Here is a 19,964-nt window from a genome sequence, read left to right on the forward strand (position 1 = left end):
TGCGCCGCGGTTCACGACACAGCCGGTGCTCGGGCTGACGGTGCGCGAACTTCGACGAAGGTGCGGCCGTCTCGGCCCGTGGTCGACACTGACCCGCCGGTCGCCTCGATCCGGTCACGCATGTGGCTGAGGGAGAGACCACCGCGCTCGGTGCCACTCACGCTCAGGTGCAGTTGATCACCCTGCACCGAGACGTTCACGGCGATGGGGTGATCGAAGGCATGCGTCGCCTCGGCGACACAGAAGTAGGCTGCCGCCTCGACACGTGGGTCGAAGCGCAGACCCACCGCGGAGTCCTCGACCGTCAGACGCCCAGGGAGGTTGGGTCGAGCGAGCAGCGAGCCGAGTGCCGTGTGGAGCCCCGAGCGGGTCAGCTGGGCCGGGAACACCCCACGCGTGATCTCCCGGAGCCCCTGCATCGCGGTGTTCATGGACGCAAGGAGCGGTGCGAGCTGTGCGCTGTCCAGCGCAGTAGCACCGTGAGAATCGGAGTGCGACAGCTGGCGGAGTCGGTCCGGTAGCGGCGCGAGGTGCGGAATCACCTGACGGGCGATTGCACGTTCGACTCGGCTACGTTCGGCGTCACCAGCGCTGATCAGCCGTGCACGGGACTGGTCGAGTTCGTGAGCACGCAGACTGAGCTGCTCCACCTGGGCAGACAGCTCGGCGGTCAGCCGGGCGTTGCGGAACGCCTTTGCGGCCTGGTCCGCAAGATCAGCGAGCAACCGGTGATCTCGGGGACGCAGCGGGTGTCCGGCCGCCATCTCCACGGTGATGCTGCCCAGCCGTTCCCCGTGGTCCACGACCGGTATCGTGACCCGCGATGCGGCCGCATCGTCCGCACCGGTCGGCGGCCAGGCGGCTACCCGGTCAGTACCGGCATGCACGTGGACGGACACCACGGCACGGCATGCGTTTACCGCACGCGCGGCGGCCTCGGCCACCGCGGGCAACAGCGCGGTCGGGTCGGGCTTGTCCCCGAGCCGTCGGCTGAAATCGGCCAGTGCCTCGTACGGGGCCGCGGCCGCGCCGAACGCCAACCGGTCGGCCAACCGCACCACTCGGCGCCGCAGGGGCTGGAACGCCATCGCCACCACAGCCGTCGCGATCAGTGACGGCCAGAAGCCACCGGCTCCTCCGCCTACCGCGGAGCCGACGACCACGACCACGAACACATAGCCGGTCGCTGCCAGTCCGGTTGCCACGGCCAGCATCAGCGCCCGGTTGACGATCAGGTCGATCTGCAGCAGGCGGTGGCGCAGCACCGCGACGGCCACGCAGAGCGGGACAGCGAGCAGCGCGAGGCGCAACGGCAACCCCGCCAACCAGGTTCCCGTTTCGCCCTGGATACGCGGGACCGCCAAGATGACTACGACGCCGATCGCCAGGAACACGGCCGAGGACGCTATCCACAGCAGCTGGCGCCGCTCATCATCCCTGGCCCTCCGCAGGCGTAGCACCAGGGAGACGGCCGAGGCGATCAGGCCAGCGGCGACGAGGAGGTATCCCATCGTGAGCAGCACCGTCGACAGGGTGAATCCGTCGTACTGCTCGGCGTAGACGAAGACTCCGGGCCGCGTCGTCAGTGTTCCGAGGGTGCGCAGGCCGAGACCGGCAAGTGTGGCCCACAGGGCCCACCGCCAACCGGGCGAGGCGAGGTGCCCAGTGGGCGATATGAGGAAGACCATGATCAAGGCGGCGAAGGCGGGCCAGCCGAGCAGCGGCGACGCCCAGGCGATTACGTGGGCCCAGTACAAGGAGCCGAGGCCGTCCCCTTCAAGCACCCAAAGGGTGTAGGCGTCGGCGGCCAGGGTCACCGAGAGCAGGCTCGCGACACACAGCAGCCACCCCAACATGTGCTTCGGGTGGCGCGAGACGATCAAAGCTCCCATCAGGGCGCATCCCACGCCCGCCAGCGGGGCGAGGGGCCATCCGTGGTCGGCCCACGTCGCCTCGCTCAGCAGCGGACGATGAGCGGCGGTGAAGATCGTGTCCAGGATGACGGCGATCGTCGTCAGGCCGACGACGCACCAGGCGATCCGGGCGCGCACGTCAGACGACCTGGTGGGTAAGCGACAAGGTTCCGTGAGCGCTCGCGGCCTCGTCGGGCCGGGGTATCACGGCGGTCACTGTGGTGCCAGTGCGCTCTAGGGACACGACCTCGACGGTCCCGCCGACCGCATCCAGGCGGTCGCGCATGTTGGCCAGACCCGCCCCGGATGCCGCAGCGGCGTGAGCCTGGTCGAAGCCGGTGCCGTCGTCGGTGACGGTGAGCCGCCATCGATGCGAGTCCTCGTCCACCCGCACCGACACCGTGCCGGCTCCGGAGTGCTTGGCTGCGTTCTGCACCGCCTCCATGCAACAGAAGTAGAGCGCGGCCTCGACCCGCGCTGGAAGTCGTGCCAAGCCGTGGGTGTCGATAGCGACCGGCATCGCGCTGCCGGCGACAGCGGATCGCAACGCTTCCCCAAGGCCTTCGTCGGCCAGCTGCCTGGGGTAGATCCCGCGGGACAGAGCCGACAGCGTCTCGATCGCCAGGTGCGCCGCGACCGCCTGCTCGGAGAGCACCATAGCGGCACGACTCGGGGACCGACCGGCGATCGTGTGCGCGAGTCGGAGGTTGACCGTCAGGGCCACCAGATGTTGCTGGGCGCCGTCATGGAGGTCGCGCTCGAGGCGGCTCCGCTCGGCGTCCTGGGCCTCGATGAGCCTCTCTCGGGAGGCTTGGATCTCCTCGGAGCGGACCAGCAGCTCCGCGCGACGGTCATCGAGCTCGGCTCGGAGCCCGACCCACCTCAGTACCAGGCCGGCCTGGGCAGCCAGCCCGGCGAAGAGCCGTTCCTCGACGAGGGTGAGGGCCAGACCGGGGCGCTCTTGGAGCCGGAGCACCCCCAGCAGTTGCCCCCCGTGGCGCACCGGCAGGGCTCGCAAGCCCTCCTCGGTCACGATGATGTCCTCTGATCGCATACACGGGGGTATTCGATCGGCGTCGACGTCGGAAGGCCAGGTGGCGGCCAGGTTCAGGCGGCCGGAGACGTTCAGCCACACCTGCGCCCACTTCGCCCCGGTTCCCTGAGTCAGCAGCATCGCCATCCGCGCCGGCAGTTCATCGGTTGCGTACGCGCTGGTGACCGCATCCGAGAAGTGGCTCAGCACGTCGTACGGCGTTGGAGCGCTCAGACCCCATCTGGTCGTGGCTCGTTCGAGAGCGGCCTGCACCCGCGTGAACAACAACGCCACGACGGTCGTCGCAAGCACCGACAACGGCACACTGGGCGAGTCGGTGTGGCCGATCAATGCTCCACCACCAAGCACGACGACCACGTAGACCCACACCACGAACCCCGCCACGCCGAGGAACACGACCAGTTTGCTCCAGCCGCCACGGTGCGGCGGTCGGAGAGCGCGGTGTGACCTCATACTGCAGTGTGCGCCACTGCGGCGATTGTGGGGAGGGGTTCTGCCGCACCCGCGCGGTGGGCTAGCCGTAGCAAGCCGACCTGACGGGCGCCTCAGCGGCTCGTGCCGCTGGCCTCGAGGTAGGCCAGGACGGCCATCACACGCCTGCTGACCTCGTGCTCGTCGACGAGCCCAAGCTTCTGAAAGACCGAACCGATGTGCTTCTCCACGGCCCGGTCGCTGAGGAAGAGTGTCTTCGCGATGGCCGCGTTGTTGCGGCCGGTGGCCATCTCGTGGAGGACCGCCCGCTCGCGCTGGGTCAGCCCCAGGAGCGGGCCGTCGGTTCCCCGGCGTGCGAGCAGCGCTTCGACGACCAGCGGGTCGAGCACTGACCCTCCGTGGGCTACTTCGTGCAGGGCACGAGCGATCTCGTCGAGGTCGCCGACCCTCTCCTTGAGCAGGTAGCCAACACCTGCGGCCCCTTCGGCCAGGAGCGCGAAGGCGTAGTCCTCCTCGACGTACTGCGAGAGCACGACAATCCCCACGCCCGGGTGCTCTGCGCGAATGCGCTTGGCCGCTTCGATGCCCTCGTTGGTCTGGGTGGGGGGCATCCGGATGTCGGTGAGGACGACGTCCGGCAGATGCTCTGCCACCGACCTCATCAAGGACCCCAGATCGGCCGCGGTGTCGACTATCTCTATGCCCTCGCTCTCAGCCAGCAGCGCGGAAACTCCCTCACGAGCGAGGTAGTTGTCGTCGGCGAACACGACGCGAAGCGGCATGCCTTGGACTCTAGCGACAACCCAGCTTGCGCGGGAGGCCACTGACCCAGGCGGACCGCCGGGACGCATCAGCCCGCCAGTCCCGGCGTGGTGGGGTCAGCACGCACGTGCGGTGGGGTCGGGTCCCGCTGTTGTGCTGCTCGCCCCATCGTGGCGGTCCCCGCCAGTTCGTAGCGTCGATCTCGAGCCACGGGACATGCCCGGCCTGGGATGTCTGGACGGTCGAGGTGAGGAGTCCGACATGTTGGTACATCTAGCCGACTGGTGCTATCGGCAGCGACGCCTGGTGGTCGTCCTGTGGATCGCCGCGCTGGCGGCCGCCTTCGCGCTCTCGAGCTCGTTCGGGGGAGAGACCAAGCAGGACTACCTCCAACCCGGCTCTGAGTCACAGTCCGCCTCGAAGACACTTCAGGCCAAGTTCCCCCAGCAGGCCGGCGACACCGTACAAGTCGTGCTCCACTCCGAGGACGGCTTCTCCTCGACCGTGGTCCGCACGAGGGCGGTGGACATCTTCGCCGACCTCGCCGCCGCCCCCCATGTGATGGGTGTTGCCAGCCCCTTCAGCGAAGGCGGCGCCAGCCAGATCTCACCCGACGGCAAGACCGCATACGCCCTCGTCGCGCTCGACAAGACCGCGGATGAGTACACCCCCGCACAGGCCAAGGCGCTCATCGAACCAGTTCTCGCCGCCGGCGACGACACCCTCAGGGTCGAAGCCGGCGGGCCGGTCGCAGCGTTGTCCCAGTCAGCCCCCGTCGGCGGGGAAGGCATCGGCCTCATCGCCGCCGCCCTGATCCTGCTGTTCACCTTCGGCTCCGCGGTGGCGATGGGGTTGCCCCTCCTCACCGCAGTGTTCGGCCTCGGCATGTCCATCGCGCTCGGAGAGCTGCTGCGCCGGGTCGTCGACGTCCCGGACTGGGCGACCGCCACGGCCGCGATGGTCGGCCTCGGAGTCGGCATCGACTACGCGCTTCTCATCGTCACCCGGCACCGCAGCAGCCTCGCCGAAGGACGAGACCCACGACATGCGACCCTGACCGCGATCGCAACGGCCGGCCGGGCCGTGGTGTTCGCGGGCCTGACCGTCGTAGTCGCGATGCTGGGCATCCTCCTGGTCGGTCAACCGGCCCTGGCTGGCTTCGCCTTCACCGCCTCGCTGTTCGTGCTGGTGACCATGACCGCATCGTTGACGCTGCTGCCGGCCATGCTCGGCTTCGCCGGACGGAACATCGAACGCCTGCACGTGCCGCTGGTGAGCAAGAACCAGCACGCCTACGACACCACACGCTGGTACCGCTGGAGCCGGTTCATCCAGCACCGGCCATGGATCGCGGCGATGGGTGGACTCGCCGTCCTGCTGGCGCTGGCCGCCCCGTTGCTCGGCATGCGCCTGGGGTTCCCCGACGCCCAGAACGACCCGAAGTCCTACACGACCCACCAGGCCTACGACCTGATCGCGGACGGGTTCGGCCCCGGCTTCTCAGCACCCCTGGTGCTCACCGTCCAAGGGTCGTCCGGCAACGAGCTGCTCGCGGCGAGCGACAAACTCGGCACGGAGCTCGCCGAGGTCAGCGGCGTGGCCCTCGTGTCCTCGGCCGTCATCAACGACGCGGGTGACACCGCCGTACTGACGGTGGTACCCACCACATCTCCCCAGGACGAAAACACCGAGGCTTTGGTCGACACGCTGCGCGACACGGCCATCCCGGATGCCACCTCGGACACCGATCTCACCGTCGCCGTCGGGGGGATGATGGCCTCGAACCTCGACGTCACCCGCGGGGTCGCAGACCGGCTGCCGATCTTCTTCGGCGGTGTGCTGCTCATCTCGTTCGTGCTGCTCATGATGGTGTTCCGCTCGGTCGTAGTACCGCTCAAGGCCGTGATCATGAACCTGCTCGCGAGCGCTGCCGCGTTCGGTGTCCTCACACTCGCGGTCAGCGGCGGACCGCTCGGCGATCTGGTCGGCATCCCGCAGGCCACACCGGTGCCGATCCTGCTGCCCATCGGGATCTTCGCAATCCTGTTCGGGCTCTCGATGGACTACGAGGTGTTTCTCCTCTCCCGGATCAAGGAGGAGTACGACAAGACCGGAGACAATGCGCTCGCCGTCGCCGACGGCCTCGCCAAGTCCGCCCGGGTCATCACTGCCGGCGCCGCCGTGATGATCACCGTGTTCCTCTCCTTCGTGCTCGGCCAAGAGGTACTCGGCAAGATGTTCGGCATCGGACTGGCCGCCGCCGTCTTCATCGACGCCACCGTCGTCCGAATGGTGCTGGTTCCGGCCACGATGGAACTGCTCGGCGACCGCAACTGGTGGCTGCCGGGCTGGCTCGACCGCCTGTTGCCGAACATCCACGTCGAGGGCCACGAGGTCACTGACGACGAGACAGCAGCACCCGAGCCCCTCGTTCCCAACGCCCCGGTGCCGGCGGGCACCGGCCCCCGCACGTAGCCGCCATGTGTCCCGCTCTCGACGCAGACGCATCGAGAGCGGGACCCAGCGGCCCCGCTCCTCGTCAACGAGACCGGGGCCCAGTCCACTCCCCGCGCAAGAAACAACCCGAATGAGGCTCGAATATGACCAGTCCCCAGCACACCGCGTCCCGGCAGGAGCTCGCCCCATGATCACCGTCGAAGGAGTCACCCGGAAGTACGGCAACTTCACCGCGGTCGACGACGTCAGCTTCACCGCCTCCGCGGGCCGGGTGACCGGGTACCTCGGCCCTAACGGGGCCGGCAAGTCGACCACGATGCGGATCATGGTCGGGCTCACCCGAGCCACGTCCGGAACCGTCACGATCTCCGGGCGCGGGTTCGCGGACCTGCCAAACCCGGGACTCGAAGTCGGGGTCCTCCTCGATGCGTCCGCCCAGCACGCCGGCCGCACCGGCCGCGAGATCCTGACCCTCGCCCAGCGCTTCATGGGCCTGCCACGCACCCGCGTCGAGGAGATGCTGGAGGTGGTCAGCCTCACCCCGGCCGAAGCCTCCCGTCGCGTGGGTGAGTACTCCCTGGGAATGCGTCAACGGCTCGGCATCGCGACCGCGCTGATCGGAGACCCCGAGGTACTGATCCTCGACGAGCCCGCCAACGGACTGGACCCGGCCGGCATCCGCTGGATGCGCGACCTGCTGCGCGGCTACGCCGACCGCGGCGGGACCGTCCTGCTCTCCTCACACCTGCTGCACGAGATCGAGGTCATCGCCGACGACATCGTGATGATCGGCCACGGCCGGATCGTCTCCCAAGGCACCAAGGCCGAACTGCTGCAGGCGGCCGGCACCGTCGTACGCGCCGCGAACATAGCCCATCTCGAGAAGGCCCTGAACGAATGGGGACTGGCGACGAGCCCAACCGGCGACGGCGCGCTGTGCATCGACGCGGACGCCACACTCGTCGGGACGGTGGCGCTCGAGGCCGGTGTCGCCCTGACCGAACTGCGAGCCGCCCAAAGCGCCGGCCTGGAGGAAATGTTCCTCGAGCTCACCTCCGCTACCCAGCGAGAAGGAGCACCGGCATGACCGCCATCGCAGCACAAACCATCCGCACCGGCAGGGCCACCGTCCACCGGATCCCTCTGAGCAGGATCACGGCTGTCGAGCTCCGCAAGATGTTCGACACCCGCTCCGGCTTCTGGCTGATCGCCAGCATCGCCATCTCCGCCGTACTGGCCGCCGGCGGCGTCATCCTGTTCGCGTCCGACGACCAGCTCACCTACTCGACCTTCGCGACCGCGATCCGCTTCCCAGTGGTGATCATCCTGCCGCTGATCGCGATCCTGGCCGTCACCAGCGAATGGAGCCAACGCACCGGTCTCACCACGTTCACCCTGGTCCCGCACCGGAGCCGGATCATCGCCGCCAAGGCGATCTCATCGGTCATCATCGCCATCGCGGCGATGGCGCTGACGTTCGCGGTCGGGGCCGTCGGCAACCTTTTGAGCGCCGCCGTCACCGGCACCACCTTGGTGTGGGACGTGACGATCACCCAGTGTCTGTACTACGTCCTCGGGATGATCCTGAGCCTGCTGATCGGCTTCATGCTCGGTGTCCTCATCCGCGCCTCGATCGGGGCCATCGTGGCGTACTTCGTCTACACCTTCCTCCTGCCCACCATCTTCAGCCTGCTGGCCACCAGCCAGCAGTGGTTCCACGACCTGCAGCCGTGGATCGACATCCAGTTCGCCCAGAGCGGCCTGTTCGTCTTCGACAAGTCCCTGACCGCCGAACAGTGGGCCAACATCAGCGTCACCGGGATCGTCTGGCTCGCCCTCCCCCTGCTCGTCGGACTCCGACTCGTGATGAGGACAGAGGTCAAGTAGGCACGTTCGTCCCACCTGTGCACGGAATCGAGTCCATTATGACTACCACCCCCACTCCCATCCCTACCCCCACGGACCGTCCGTCCCGCTCCGATGGCCGGCCGAGGGGAAACATCGGCTGGATCGTGGCCGGCTCGTTGGCCGCCGGTCTTATTGCTGCCCTACTGTTCGTTGCCGCACCGTTCATCCCGGCAGAGGAGAGTGAAGTCACTGGCGCGGTCCTGTGCGGATTCGCGCTCGGCTGGGCGATGTTGGCCGTGCTCTCGGTGCGGTTCACCGACCAGCCACAGCGATGGGCCGCGGCTCCTGCACTGTTCATGGGGCTGGGCGGTCTTCTCCTGGTCGTGTTCGGCTCCGGAGTTGACGAGGCGCTCAAGTGGGTGTGGCCGCCGGCCCTGCTGGCGTTGGTGATCTGGATGGTCGTCCGCGTCCATCGACAGCTTCGCAGCCGGAGCAGACGCTGGGTGATCTACCCAGTGATTGCGACGCTGGCTCTTGCCTCGATAGGCGGCGCCTACCAGACGGTGCGTGAAGCGGCGGATGCCAAGGCCTACCCGATCCCTGGTCGGTTGATCGACGTTGGCGGACACAGCCTGCATCTGAACTGCACAGGCTCAGGCAGTCCGACAGTCGTGCTCGAAGCGGGCGGAGGCGAGATGTCTTCGAATCTCGGGTGGATAGCGCCGGCCGTCGCCAGTGACACCCGTGTCTGCGTCTATGACCGTGCAGGTCGCGGGTGGAGCGAGCCCGCCGACGCCCCCCAGGACGGAGCGCAGACAGCGACCGACCTCCACACGTTGCTGCAGCGCGGAAACGTTCCAGGACCCTATGTGCTCGCGGGCCACTCCTTCGGCGGCCTCTACGTACAAACCTTCGCCGCCCGCTACCCTGACGAGGTCGCCGGAATGGGTGCTGGTGGACTCCACCGCACCGAAATCGGCGACGAAACCGGGTGCACCATCGACCGGCGACGTGGCCTCCTACGACATCATCGGCCGTGTCTCCACACTGGTTTCGACCTCGGCTCGACTTGGTCTGATCCGCCTGTACGGCCAGCTCGAAAACGGCAGCCTGCCGCCGCGGTCCCGGGACGAGGCACGCGCCAGCGCCGCGACCGCAAGCAATCTCCGCAGCACGATCGACGAGTACGTCCAGGCGAACGCGTCGATGGAGCAGGCTGCATCTCTCGGTGATTTCGCCGACAGGCCTCTAGTCGTCCTGACAGCCGGCAGCGGAAGTGATGCCGCCGACCTAGCGGCGCAGGAAGACATGGCCACTTTGTCGACCAACATCGCGCACCGCGTCATCGACGCCACCCACGATTCGCTGATCTCGGACGAAGAAGACGCCGCCGCCACCACCCAAGCGATCCTCGACGTCGTCTCGTCGGTCCGGAGTGCGGCGCCACTGGTCAGGTGAGCCGGAGCGCAGCCTCAAGAGCATCTCCATCCACTTGTGCCGGCCCGGGCTGCTTGGCCCTCGGACAGTACGCGGCGCAACCGTGTGTACGAGGTCCGCTGCCTACGGTGTGGGTCGGCGGACCCGGCCCGGGAAGAGGTAGATGCCTGGTCGGCGGCACAGTCGCTGGTGATGGACACGTCCAGCGGGGAGGACCATGCTGAGGCTTGGACGGCCGCAGCTTTGCGTTCGGTGACCCGGTCGGGGTTGCCCAGTTGCGGCCGCTCGGGGGTGGGGTTTCAGATGGACACTGGCAGCGATCGCCGGAGCAGCACGGTCGACCCAAGAAAGGTCGCCACCCTGACGGGCTGGTTGATGGTGATCACCTTCGTCACCTCGATCCCCGCGTACTTCTTCCTGTACGCCCCGGTGCGGGACAACCCCGACTACATCACCGGAGCCGGCGCCGACCCCACCGCGAGCGTGGCTTTGGGCGCTGTCCTCGAACTCATCCTCATCGTCGCCAACATCGGCACCGCCGTCGTGCCGTACGCGGTCTACCGGCGATACAGCGAAGGCCTCGCGCTGGGGTACGTCACAGCGCGCCTCGTCGAGTGCACATTCATCGGCATCGGGCTCCTCAGCCTGCTCACGTTCCTGTTGATGCGGCAGCAAGGCACGGCTGGCACAGACGCCGCGCTCGGCGAGGTCTTCGTCGCGATCCATGACCGGGCATTCCTGATCGGACCAGGCATCTTCGCCGGCGTCGCGAACGGAATGATCCTGGGCTACCTGATGTATCGGACCGGTTTGGTGCCACGCGGCATGGCGATGCTGGGGCTCATCGGAGGTCCACTGCTCCTCGCCGCCGCAATCGCCATCATGTTCGACGTCATCGAGCGCGGATCCGCGCTGCAGGGCATCGCAACGATCCCGGAGTTCATCTGGGAGTTGTCGTTCGGTATCTACCTCATCGTCAAGGGATTCAAGCCGTCCCCGATCCTGGCGGGGCTAGAGGGCGGACCCGATGCACGCGACGCGGGTTCCTGATCGCCCGTAGCAGCGAGATCCTTCCGGCCGAGCACGACCGGGCTGTTCTTGGGTCGGGGTGACGTTGGAATCCTGCCGCGCAGCCCGTCCGCGCGCCTGCTTGCCAGGGCAAGGACTGGTGGCGGCGGGTCAGCTGGGGTCGACTGGCTTCCAAGCAGGTGGGGCCGTTGTTGCGGACTCTGTTGATTGCGGCGGATGGCCGCGTAGCTCTCCAGCTGACTCCCCAATGGCGGCCTCGTCCACCTCTTCAGCGCCCCGATCGGCTACCTGACCAGGACGTACATCGTTACCGGAGCCGCGACCAGCGGACCGCCAGCCACTCCCCGCGCCGCGACTGGGACAACCCCTGATCAGAAGGCCCTCGGTCCTCACCGCTCGGGACTTCGTCCTCTGGGACACCGGCCCCTGCGGAGATTGGATGGTGGTACGGCGCCCAGAAAGGCACTCCACATGAACACCACAACCCAGCACCAGCCCGCGGTGGATCTCGCCACGCGCGTCCGGCAGCGGCGGCTGGCGCTCGGGCTCAGCCGTGCCGACGCCGCCCGCCGTGCCGGTCTCAGCATCGCGGCGATCGACCGGATCGAGAGTCGACCGTCCGCGATGACCGCCGGCGATCTGCTCCGACTTGTTGAGGCCCTGGACACGACCGTGTCCGATCTGGTCGGCACAGAGCCGCCGGAGCATCCGGAGAGAGGGCTCGGCCCAATCCATCCGACGCTCGAAGGCATGGCACGGTCGGAGTGCCTGACCATGCTTCAGACAAGCGATATCGGCCGGATCGCCTACCAGGCCGCCAACCAACTCACGGTGGTGCCGGTGACGTTCTGCCTGCACGAAGGATTGATCGTGTTCCGTACCGCCGAGGACTCCACGATCGCGCAGTACGCGCTCGAATCGGTCGCCTTCCAGGTGGACCGGATCGACGATGGCATGCATGAGGGGTGGAGTGTTCTCGTCAGCGGCACGGTCCGGCCGGCCACCGACGAAGAAGCGGCGCAGGTGCTTGAACTCGTGGAGCCGTGGGCCGATGGCAACCGCGACACGTGCATGGTGATCGAGCCTGTTCAGGTCAGCGGCCGCCGGCTCCGCACCTGGTGACCGACGCCGCCAGCCAGGACCTTCGGCCCTGGTGGGACGGCGTACCGAGAGAAGGGGGTGGACGCTGATGCATAGTCACCGATACTCAATGATGTCTGCGGTTCTCCCGCTCGACGGCGTAGACGGCCGCCTCGGTCCGGCGTTCCAGGCCGAGTTTGCGGAGCAGGCCGGAGACGTAGTTCTTCACGGTCTTCTCGGCCAGGAACATGGTCTGGGCGATCTGCCGGTTGGTCTTGCCCGCCGCGATCTCCGCGAGGATCCTGCGCTCCTGCTCGGTGAGCGACTGGTAGCGGGGATCGTCCTCCTCCGCCGGGTGCCGCACTCGCTCCAGCACGGCCGCCGTCATCGCCGGGTCGAGCAAGGACTCCCCGGCCGCCAGCCGACGGACCGCGCCAACCAGGTCGGTGCCGCTCACCTGCTTGAGCAGATACCCGGCCGCCCCGGCCATGATCGCCGTGAACAGCGCGTCGTCGTCGGAGAACGACGTCAGCATCAGGCACGCGGGCGGCTCGTCCATCGCGGACCGGACCTCCCGGCAGACCGTGATGCCGTCGCCGTCCGGAAGCCGGACGTCCAAGATCGCCACATCCGGCCGCAGCGCCGGGATCCTCGTCAGCGCCTGGGCTGCCGTCGCCGCATCGCCGACCACCTCAATGTCCGGTTCGCTCTCGAGCAGCTGGCTCAACCCGAGCCGGACCACCTCGTGGTCGTCCAGCAGGAACACCTTGATCGCCATGACGCCTCGCTCGTGGATCGAGTCACTGTTCAGTCCAGCGTAGTACCGCTGCTCCCGGGGGCCTTGCAATGAAGACTCTCGACCGCCTCGACACCTCCGGCCTCGAGATCCTCACGCGGGCAGAGTGCTTGCATCTGCTCGGCTCGGTACCGCTCGGTCGGCTCGTCTACACCGCCGGCGGGCTCCCCGTCGTACGCCTGGTCAACTTCGCCGTGGACGGCGACACGCTGGTCTTCGCCAGCGCCGACGGGGAGAAGCTACGCGCGGCCGAACGCGGAGACATCGTCGCCTTCGAGGCCGACACCGTCGATCTCGAGCGGCAGCTCGGCTGGACCGTGACGTCGGTCGGGCATCTGTCCGTCGTACCCGCCGACGAGGCGGAGCAACTCGCCCGCCAGATCCGGCTCCGATCCTGGGCCCCGCTGCCCTCGCCGCGGCTGATCCGGCTCGGGATCGAGTCCGTCACCGGACGCCGCCTCCTGCCCTGGGCTCAACGGCCCCACGACTGAACGTCCCCGGCGGCGTGACGCCGAAGTCGCGCCGTCCCGCCGGCCTCGTTGAGCCGTGGACCGGTGGACGCGACGGGGAAACACGCCAGCTCGACGAAGGCGCGCGGGACCCGGAGCTGGTGATCGCCGGAGCGCGGACAACTGCATCGATCCCGCCCGACCGGCACCGCAGCGGCCTGCGCAACCTGACCGAACGCGCGACCTCACTCGGCGGCATAGTGGATGTCAAGGACAACCACCCGCACGGCACCGTCGTCGAGCTCCGCGCCCCGCTGAATCACGGCTGACGCAGGTGGCGCGAGTGCCAGTCGAGCTCGGCCGTGGACGGGGTCAGGCGGATCCTGACGTCCACCGCAACCACACCGGTGGGGCCGGCAATCAGTGGGTTGATGTCGAGTTCGGCGATCTCTGGCAGCGTCTCGGCGAGCCAGGCGATCCGGTGCAGGACGTCGAGTACGGCGGGCTCGTCGGCGGCCTTCGCGCCGCGGTAGCCGGCCAGCAGCGGTGCGCACCGCAGCGAGCGGATCATCTCCGCCGCATCCAGGTCCGTCAGCGGTAGGCCACGCCACTGGCGATCGGCCAGCAGGTCCGTCAGGATCCCGCCGCTGCCGGCCATCAGCACCGGCCCGAACAGCGGATCACGCACCATCCCGATCACCAACTCGATGCCGGCCGGCGCCATCGCTTGGACGACGACCTGCGGATCACCGGTCGCGGAGACGATCTCGTCGTACGCGAATCCGACCTCGCGGGCATCGGTCAGTCCAAGCCGCACCCCGCCGACGTCGGTCTTGTGCAGTACCCCTTCGGCGGCCGTCTTCATCGCGACCGGAAAGCCGCTCTGCCGCGCCGCCGCGACAGCCTGCTCGACCGTGTGCGCTGAGGCGGTGCGCAGCGTCGTCACGCCCGCACATTGCAGTAGCTGCTCGGCCTGAAGCGGCCGCGCCCAGCCGCCGTCGCTGTTCTGATCGAGGAACGTGCGCGCCACAGCTAGGGCGCCATCCGGGTCGGTCCCGCTCAGCTCCGGCTCGACACCCTGCGGACGGGCACGCCATTCGGCGTACCGGACAGCGTGAGCATGCGCCCGTACGGCGCTTTCAGGGAACGGGAACACCGGCAACTTACCGCCGTCCGCCAGGACGATCTGCGGCGCCGCATCCGGAGCACCCAGACAGTTCACCACGACCGGTAGCCGGCTGCCGTCGACAGCCGACGAGATGGCCTCGTACGTCGCCTCAACCCGGCCCGCCCTGGTCGCCGCGTAGCAGACAAGCACAGCGTCGACCTCGTCACTGGCGATCACCGCGCGCACGGCGTGCGCGAGTGTTGCCGGCGAAGCCGCCGCGCCGAGGTCGACAGGATTGCCCGGGCCGACCGCACCCGTCATGGTGCTCAACTCGGTCTGCAGTGCCTGGCTCAGTTCCGGCACCTCGAGGCCAAGGCGACCTGCGGCATCAGCAGCCAGTACCCCGGCGCCACCAGCGTTGCCGATCACGGCCAGCCGTCGGCCTCGCGGCAGTGGCCGGCCAGCCAGTACCCGCGCGGTGTCGACCAGCTCTTCCACGGTGTCCATCCGCAGTACGCCGGACTGCGCGAACAGCGCGTCAACCGCGGTGTCCGGCGTGGCCGCCGCGGCCGTGTGTGAAGCTCCCGCTCGTCGCCCACCTGCCGATCGGCCACCCTTGACCACCAAGATCGGTTTGGTGCGCCCGACCAGGCGGGCGAGCCGGCCGAACTTGCGCGGGTTTCCGAACGACTCCAGATACAGGCCGATCACGTCGGTCCGCGGCTCGTGCCACCAGTGCAGCAGCAGGTCGTTGCCGCTGACATCGACCTTGTTGCCGAGCGAGACGAACTCCGAGATCCCGAGACCGACCCGTCCGGCGTGGTCAAGCACAGCGATCCCGACCGCACCGGACTGGGCAGCGATCGCCAACGTCCCCGGCACCGACGTGACCTCGGCGAAGCTCGCGTTCAACCGGACCGCGGGATCGGTGTTCACCAGGCCCAGGCAGTTCGGCCCGACCAGCCGGATGCTGTGCCGCCGGGCAACCTCCAGGATCGCCCGCTGGGCCTGCTGACCGGCTGTGCCGAGCTCGGAGAATCCCGCGGTCAGGATCACTGCGCCGGCCACGCCCTTGCGGCCGCACTCGGCCAGGACGTCGTACACCTGCGCCGCCGGTACGGCGATGACAGCCAGATCCACCGGACCGGGCACCGCCAGGATCGACGGGTAGGCCACCACATCGCCGATCCGGTCCGCCCGTAGATTGATCGCGTACAGCTCGCCGGTGTAGTTGCCTTGAGCAAGATTGTGGAGCACCTCGTGGCCGATACCACCGGACTTCCGGCTGGCACCGACGACAGCGACCGAGCCGGGCGCGAAGACCCGGCGCAGGGACCGGTCCGCCGCCGCCCGCTCGCGATCGGCCATCCGGTCCAGCGTCGCCGCACGGTAGGCCGTATCCAGCACGAGCTCGACCACACCGCTGTCCAGTCTCCGGACCTGCTCGAACCCCGAAGCGGCGAACACCCGCAGCATCGGCGCGTTCTCGGCCAGCGTGTCGGCCCGCAAGCGCTGGATGCCGTGGTCCCGGGCGACAGCGGCCAGGTGCTCAAGCAGCAACGTGCCGATCCCACGCCCATGCACGGCGTCGTCGAGCAGGAACGCCATCTCCGCCTCACCGGTGCGCAGTGGTTCGTAACTCGCCACACCGACGATCCGGTCGCCGTACTCGGCAACCAGCGCCACGTGCCCGTCGTGATTTCTCGTCAGGTGGTGACTGTGCTCGTTGGCCAGGCTGCGGCTGATCCCGAAGAAACGCAGGTAGATCGAGCGATCGGAGACCCGCTGGTTCATCGCGTCGAGGGCCGCTTCGTCGTCCGCACGCAACGGACGGATCCGGACCACGGACCCGTCCGCCGCCAGCGCGTCCCACCCGGCGTCGGGGTTCACCGAGTGGGACGGGTCCGTACGCTCGATTTGCGTCATGGCCTCTCCTTTTCGTCGCTTCCGTCCGGCACCAGTCCATCGCAGCGCACCCCGGGCATCGCAGGGACCAACGTCCCGAATCTGCCGCCAAATGACCGGCTGTACGTCGGCCAGCTGCATCCGCGCCCTCTCGTCCGGGCCTGCCAAGGGGACACCCGGACAGCTGGGCGGGACCTTCGCCCCTGGCCGGTCTGCTCGGCCCGCGCAACGTACGCCGACAGGGTCGTCGCGGACTCGCTGGAGCTGGCGAGGAAACTCGCACCAGGCATTGCGATCACCGCGGACCGGGTTGACGGCTTCCCTTCCCCTGTCCTGCTGCAGGAGTCCCGTACCGCGGACCTGATCGTGATCCCTAGCCGCGGGCTCGGCGGCGCCCTGGGGTGCTGGCCAGCTCTACCGGAACGGATCTGGTCGCCCATGCGCACTGCCCAGTGATCATCGTCCGCCCCAAGGCGACAGTGGGTCAGGTCCGCCGAGTAGTCATCGGGTACGACGGTTCACAGGCCGCCGGCGCGGCACTCGACTTCGGCCTCGACCATGCCAAGCGTCACCACCTAGACGCGCGAGTGGTCGCCGTACATTCCCCGCACGACGACGAGCAGCGTGTTACCCAGCACGACCTTGCTCGCGCGGTTCAGTCCCGGCAGCCCGGTCCGGTCGCCGAGCTGATCCATGTCCCGGCCATCGGCCAGCAGATCTGCCTCGTGGCCGAGCCCGCCGTCATCGGCCGCCAGTCGCTGCCGGACGCCGTCGACCAATTCCATCGCGGCGTCGTCCACGAGGGCCGGTTCCCAGTACGCCGTACGGCGTAAGGAGTCATCGATGACGTGAACAGCCCGAAGGGGCTCGTGCCGGAGGCTCGCCTCCTGCAGAGCCCACTCCAGGGCATCGGTGTCACGCCAGGAGTTGTCGAACCCGACGTGGATCACAGGCTGTGCCGTCATCCAGATCACCGCAGCCAGGGGTAACGCCGGACCAGGTCGAGCTTGGCCCACTGGCGCCCGAAGCCCCAGAGGTTGCCAGCGGCAACGAGAGCGAAGACGACCAGGGTGATCGCGCCGAGGATGTGGTCGTCGAGCACCGGGTTGTTCTCCGGAGGCAGGACGGCGCTCCACATCAGCAGGTAGAGCAGCGCGCCGGCGGCAGCCGCGATCCGGATCCCGATGCCCAGCGTCAGCGCCAGACCGATACCGGCCAGGCCGGCCATGAACAGCGGGGTGACCCACCAGTCACCGACCAGTGACCGGTAGAAGTCGGCGAACGGGCCGCTCGTACCCTTGCCCAGGAAGCCGGCCGTCGGGTCGCCGCCGTCGATCCAGCCCTTGCCGGACGGGGTGGCGTAGCCAAGACCGAACAGCTTGTCCACGAAGGCCCACAGGAAGCTCAGCCCGAAAGCGATTCGCAGGACAGCCAGCGCACGGCCGGCCGCCACCGAGATGATTGGGCGCCGATCAACATCGGGCTCCGTCACAGGTGCCGCGAGGGTCTGCCGGTGCGGGGTGGTGGTCATGATCTTCCTTTCGTCCTACTGGTTACTTCGATCGTCCGGCGACCGTCGGTGTTCCTGGCAGAGGCCGGGGTCACCGTCCGAGGTGCCGAAAGGCCCGACCGCTCGGGACCGATGCCGCTGCCCGTGGCCGGCGAATCCAGGCACGCTGAGAAGTGCGGCATCTAGGGCCGCCGAGCAGGTCGAGGAGGCCCCTCATGTCGCACGTTCAGCTGTCGCCAGAACAGATCGACGTACTACTGCGCGCTGCCGTCGCGGCGCCGAGCATGCACAACACGCAGCCGTGGCGGTTCGAGGTGAACGGTCACGTCATCGACATCTACCTGGACGGATCCCGCACACTGCCGGCAGAGGACCCGTCCGGCCGGGCGATGCGGATCGCCGCCGGGACGGCCGCTTTCAACCTGCGCTGCGCGGCGGCCGCACTCGACTACGGCACCTGGCTCGGCCTGGCCCCGGACACCGAGGAGCCCGACCTGCTCGCCCGCATCGTGCTGCAGCCAAGTAGCACACCGGACGAGCAGTTGCGCGCCCTGTACGCCGAGATCCCACGCCGCCACACCAGCCGTGATCCGATCCGGACCGCACCGCTGGCCCAAACCACCCGGATCGAACTGGTGCGGTCCGCGCTGGCCGAAGGAGCCGAGCTCACCTGGCTGTCACCCGAGCAGATCGAGACCGTCGTCGACATGTTCCTCGACACCGACCTGCGCGAGATCGCTGACTGGCACCGCAGCGCCGAACGAGCCCACTGGGTCGGCGGCAACCGGACCGGCGACGGCATCCCCAGCTCCGCCCTCGGACCTCGCGCCAGCAACTACCGGACCGCGTTCCGCGACATGGGCACCCGGCCCGCGGACCGGACCCGGACCCAGGCCGCCTTCGAGAAACACCCGAACCTGGCCGTCCTGTCCACCACACACGACGAACCCGCCGACCAGGTTGCCGCCGGCATCGCGCTGGAACGCGTCCTGCTGACGGCAACCCGCCACGGCGTCGCCGCCTCGTTCCTGAACCAGCCCCTCGAGTACGACGACCTCCGTGAGACCGTCCAGCGGACCACCGGAAAGGCCGGGTTCGCCGACATGGTGATCCGCTTCGGCCATGCCCGCCCGACAGCCGCCACCCCGCGCCGTCCCGTCGAAGACTTCCTGCGCGTCGAGGAGGAATGATGTCGTCCCAGACCGCACCGAATCGTCGTCGGGTACGACGGTTCGCCCGCCAGTCTCACCGCATTGCACCGGGCCACCCACGCCGCGAATCTCGTCCGCTGACCCGCTCCGGGCGGCCGAGCGGCCCGCGGCGACCTTCGGCCCTGACCCGTGCCCGGGGTACGACGTTCAATAGCAGCCAGGCGAACCGGATGAGGTGAACTGCGGCCCGGGGAGCGCCTCACCGACCGGGGTTTCGCCCGTAGCGTGATCGCTGGTGTGGGAGCGCGGCGGTCAGCGTGGTTGCCATCGGCCCTTCCAGGACGAGATATTCGTCAGGATCCACTCGAGCGCCGATCCCAGGTCATCCAACCCCCAGATCGCCTTCACCCGGACGAGCTGGGGAGACTCGCTGTCCAAGACCTCTACTGTGCCGGAGGCGGCGGGATCGACCGCCCCATCCGCTGTACCTTGACGAACATCGTGGCCGCCAGCTGATCGATCCCGTGCAGCTCCCTCAGCTGGATGGCGCGCTGGGTGAACAGGACGGCGAAGCACCGCTTGCACGCACCGAGCACATCCCTGCTCGTCCGCACGTTGAGGAAGACCTCCCGGCGATCGACGAAGTTCGCGACACCGCTCCGGACGACGACCGGCGTACCGTCGCCGCCCAACTCCTGGTAAGCAGCGGTGACAGCTCGCGCCAGCGCGGCCGGCATCTCCGCGTAGGCGAACGCCGTACGTATCGCCGCTCCCACCGCAAGCAGATCCGCGCCCTGGCGATATCGCCTGAGCTGTCCGGCGATGAACGGCCTGAGCGAGGTCGAGCGGGTGAACTCCTGGTACGCGGCCACAGTGACAATGAAGCCCTCCGGCGTCCTGATGCCCGCGGGGCTGAGCTCTCTCACCACTAGCCGGCTTGAGGCAGATCCGGTCTCTGCGATCCCGTCGACACCGGCGAAGCGATTCATGTGAACCTCCCTGTCAGATTCCATTCCATTCGCACCCCGCCGAA

18 protein-coding genes and 1 pseudogene are annotated in these 19,964 nt (G+C 68.3%); 11 read left to right on the forward strand and 8 right to left on the reverse strand.

The features are described 5' to 3' along the window. Window positions 1-11: 11 nt before the first annotated feature. From AB0F43_RS20690 to AB0F43_RS20700, 3 genes are all read right to left on the reverse strand, one after another. Window positions 12-2,051: a hypothetical protein gene (locus AB0F43_RS20690; protein WP_360478921.1), complete on the reverse strand. Its 2,040-nt coding sequence runs from the start codon at window positions 2,049-2,051 to the stop codon at window positions 12-14. A 1-nt stretch (window position 2,052) separates the two neighbouring features. Continuing rightward, entirely contained in the window at window positions 2,053-3,420 is a 1,368-nt protein-coding gene (locus AB0F43_RS20695) for an ATP-binding protein (protein ID WP_360478924.1), read from the reverse strand. 92 nt (window positions 3,421-3,512) lie between these two features. After that, window positions 3,513-4,181: a response regulator transcription factor gene (locus AB0F43_RS20700; protein ID WP_360478927.1), complete on the reverse strand. Its 669-nt coding sequence runs from the start codon at window positions 4,179-4,181 to the stop codon at window positions 3,513-3,515. A 241-nt stretch (window positions 4,182-4,422) separates the two neighbouring features. Here AB0F43_RS20700 and AB0F43_RS20705 point away from each other — a divergent pair, with 241 nt between their 5' ends. The 7 genes from AB0F43_RS20705 to AB0F43_RS20735 all read left to right on the forward strand — a co-directional run bounded on the left by AB0F43_RS20705 (window position 4,423) and on the right by AB0F43_RS20735 (window position 12,054). Next, window positions 4,423-6,636 carry an MMPL family transporter gene (locus AB0F43_RS20705; protein ID WP_360478930.1) on the forward strand — a complete coding sequence of 738 codons (2,214 nt, stop codon included), beginning with the start codon at window positions 4,423-4,425 and terminating at the stop codon, window positions 6,634-6,636. Between the two features lie 169 nt (window positions 6,637-6,805). Next, complete coding sequence (locus AB0F43_RS20710) at window positions 6,806-7,705, forward strand: ATP-binding cassette domain-containing protein (RefSeq protein ID WP_360478933.1); 900 nt, start codon at window positions 6,806-6,808, stop codon at window positions 7,703-7,705. Continuing rightward, window positions 7,702-8,505: an ABC transporter permease gene (locus tag AB0F43_RS20715; protein ID WP_360478936.1), complete on the forward strand. Its 804-nt coding sequence runs from the start codon at window positions 7,702-7,704 to the stop codon at window positions 8,503-8,505. The genes AB0F43_RS20710 and AB0F43_RS20715 overlap by 4 nt, the downstream gene beginning before the upstream one ends. Window positions 8,506-9,161: 656 nt before the next feature. Then, window positions 9,162-9,698: an alpha/beta fold hydrolase gene (locus AB0F43_RS20720; protein ID WP_360480476.1), complete on the forward strand. Its 537-nt coding sequence runs from the start codon at window positions 9,162-9,164 to the stop codon at window positions 9,696-9,698. 76 nt (window positions 9,699-9,774) lie between these two features. Next, window positions 9,775-9,924 (forward strand): hypothetical protein, encoded by a 150-nt coding sequence (locus AB0F43_RS20725; protein WP_360478937.1) that lies wholly within the window; start codon window positions 9,775-9,777, stop codon window positions 9,922-9,924. Window positions 9,925-10,206: 282 nt separating this feature from the next. After that, the gene (locus AB0F43_RS20730) at window positions 10,207-10,953 is read left to right on the forward strand and encodes a DUF4386 domain-containing protein (RefSeq protein ID WP_360478939.1); all 747 of its coding nucleotides are present in this window, start codon (window positions 10,207-10,209) and stop codon (window positions 10,951-10,953) included. Between the two features lie 450 nt (window positions 10,954-11,403). Next, entirely contained in the window at window positions 11,404-12,054 is a 651-nt protein-coding gene (locus AB0F43_RS20735) for a pyridoxamine 5'-phosphate oxidase family protein (RefSeq protein ID WP_360478942.1), read from the forward strand. 85 nt (window positions 12,055-12,139) lie between these two features. Here AB0F43_RS20735 and AB0F43_RS20740 read toward each other — a convergent pair whose 3' ends face one another. Then, entirely contained in the window at window positions 12,140-12,790 is a 651-nt protein-coding gene (locus tag AB0F43_RS20740; RefSeq protein WP_360478945.1) for a response regulator transcription factor, read from the reverse strand. Between the two features lie 68 nt (window positions 12,791-12,858). Here AB0F43_RS20740 and AB0F43_RS20745 point away from each other — a divergent pair, with 68 nt between their 5' ends. Both AB0F43_RS20745 and AB0F43_RS20750 read left to right on the forward strand, forming a co-directional pair. Further along, a complete protein-coding gene (locus AB0F43_RS20745) occupies window positions 12,859-13,299 on the forward strand; it encodes a pyridoxamine 5'-phosphate oxidase family protein (protein WP_360478948.1) in 441 nt (146 codons plus the stop codon). A 14-nt stretch (window positions 13,300-13,313) separates the two neighbouring features. Further along, complete coding sequence (locus AB0F43_RS20750) at window positions 13,314-13,586, forward strand: hypothetical protein (RefSeq protein ID WP_360478951.1); 273 nt, start codon at window positions 13,314-13,316, stop codon at window positions 13,584-13,586. Here AB0F43_RS20750 and AB0F43_RS20755 read toward each other — a convergent pair. Next, window positions 13,577-16,291 carry a GNAT family N-acetyltransferase gene (locus AB0F43_RS20755; protein ID WP_360478954.1) on the reverse strand — a complete coding sequence of 905 codons (2,715 nt, stop codon included), beginning with the start codon at window positions 16,289-16,291 and terminating at the stop codon, window positions 13,577-13,579. The two genes, AB0F43_RS20750 and AB0F43_RS20755, sit on opposite strands and share 10 nt — an antisense overlap. Before the next feature lie 458 nt (window positions 16,292-16,749). Here AB0F43_RS20755 and AB0F43_RS20760 point away from each other — a divergent pair, with 458 nt between their 5' ends. Continuing rightward, window positions 16,750-17,103: a universal stress protein gene (locus AB0F43_RS20760; RefSeq protein WP_360480479.1), complete on the forward strand. Its 354-nt coding sequence runs from the start codon at window positions 16,750-16,752 to the stop codon at window positions 17,101-17,103. Here AB0F43_RS20760 and AB0F43_RS20765 read toward each other — a convergent pair. After that, window positions 17,032-17,235, reverse strand: a pseudogene (locus tag AB0F43_RS20765) (universal stress protein); the annotation flags it as partial. The gene AB0F43_RS20760 and the pseudogene AB0F43_RS20765 overlap by 72 nt on opposite strands. Before the next feature lie 5 nt (window positions 17,236-17,240). Then, window positions 17,241-17,801, reverse strand: a complete 561-nt coding sequence (locus AB0F43_RS20770; protein ID WP_360478957.1) for a hypothetical protein — start codon at window positions 17,799-17,801, stop codon at window positions 17,241-17,243. 194 nt (window positions 17,802-17,995) lie between these two features. On the opposite strand from AB0F43_RS20770, the gene AB0F43_RS20775 reads away from it, so the two are divergent. Next, window positions 17,996-18,970 (forward strand): hypothetical protein, encoded by a 975-nt coding sequence (locus tag AB0F43_RS20775; RefSeq protein WP_360478960.1) that lies wholly within the window; start codon window positions 17,996-17,998, stop codon window positions 18,968-18,970. Window positions 18,971-19,374: 404 nt separating this feature from the next. On the opposite strand, the gene AB0F43_RS20780 is transcribed toward AB0F43_RS20775, so the two are convergent. After that, window positions 19,375-19,920, reverse strand: coding sequence for a PEP/pyruvate-binding domain-containing protein (locus tag AB0F43_RS20780; RefSeq protein WP_360478963.1), 546 nt, complete (start codon window positions 19,918-19,920; stop codon window positions 19,375-19,377). Window positions 19,921-19,964: the final 44 nt, after the last annotated feature.

It is taken from the genome of Kribbella sp. NPDC023972, assembly GCF_040639075.1.
Lineage (GTDB): Bacteria > Actinomycetota > Actinomycetes > Propionibacteriales > Kribbellaceae > Kribbella.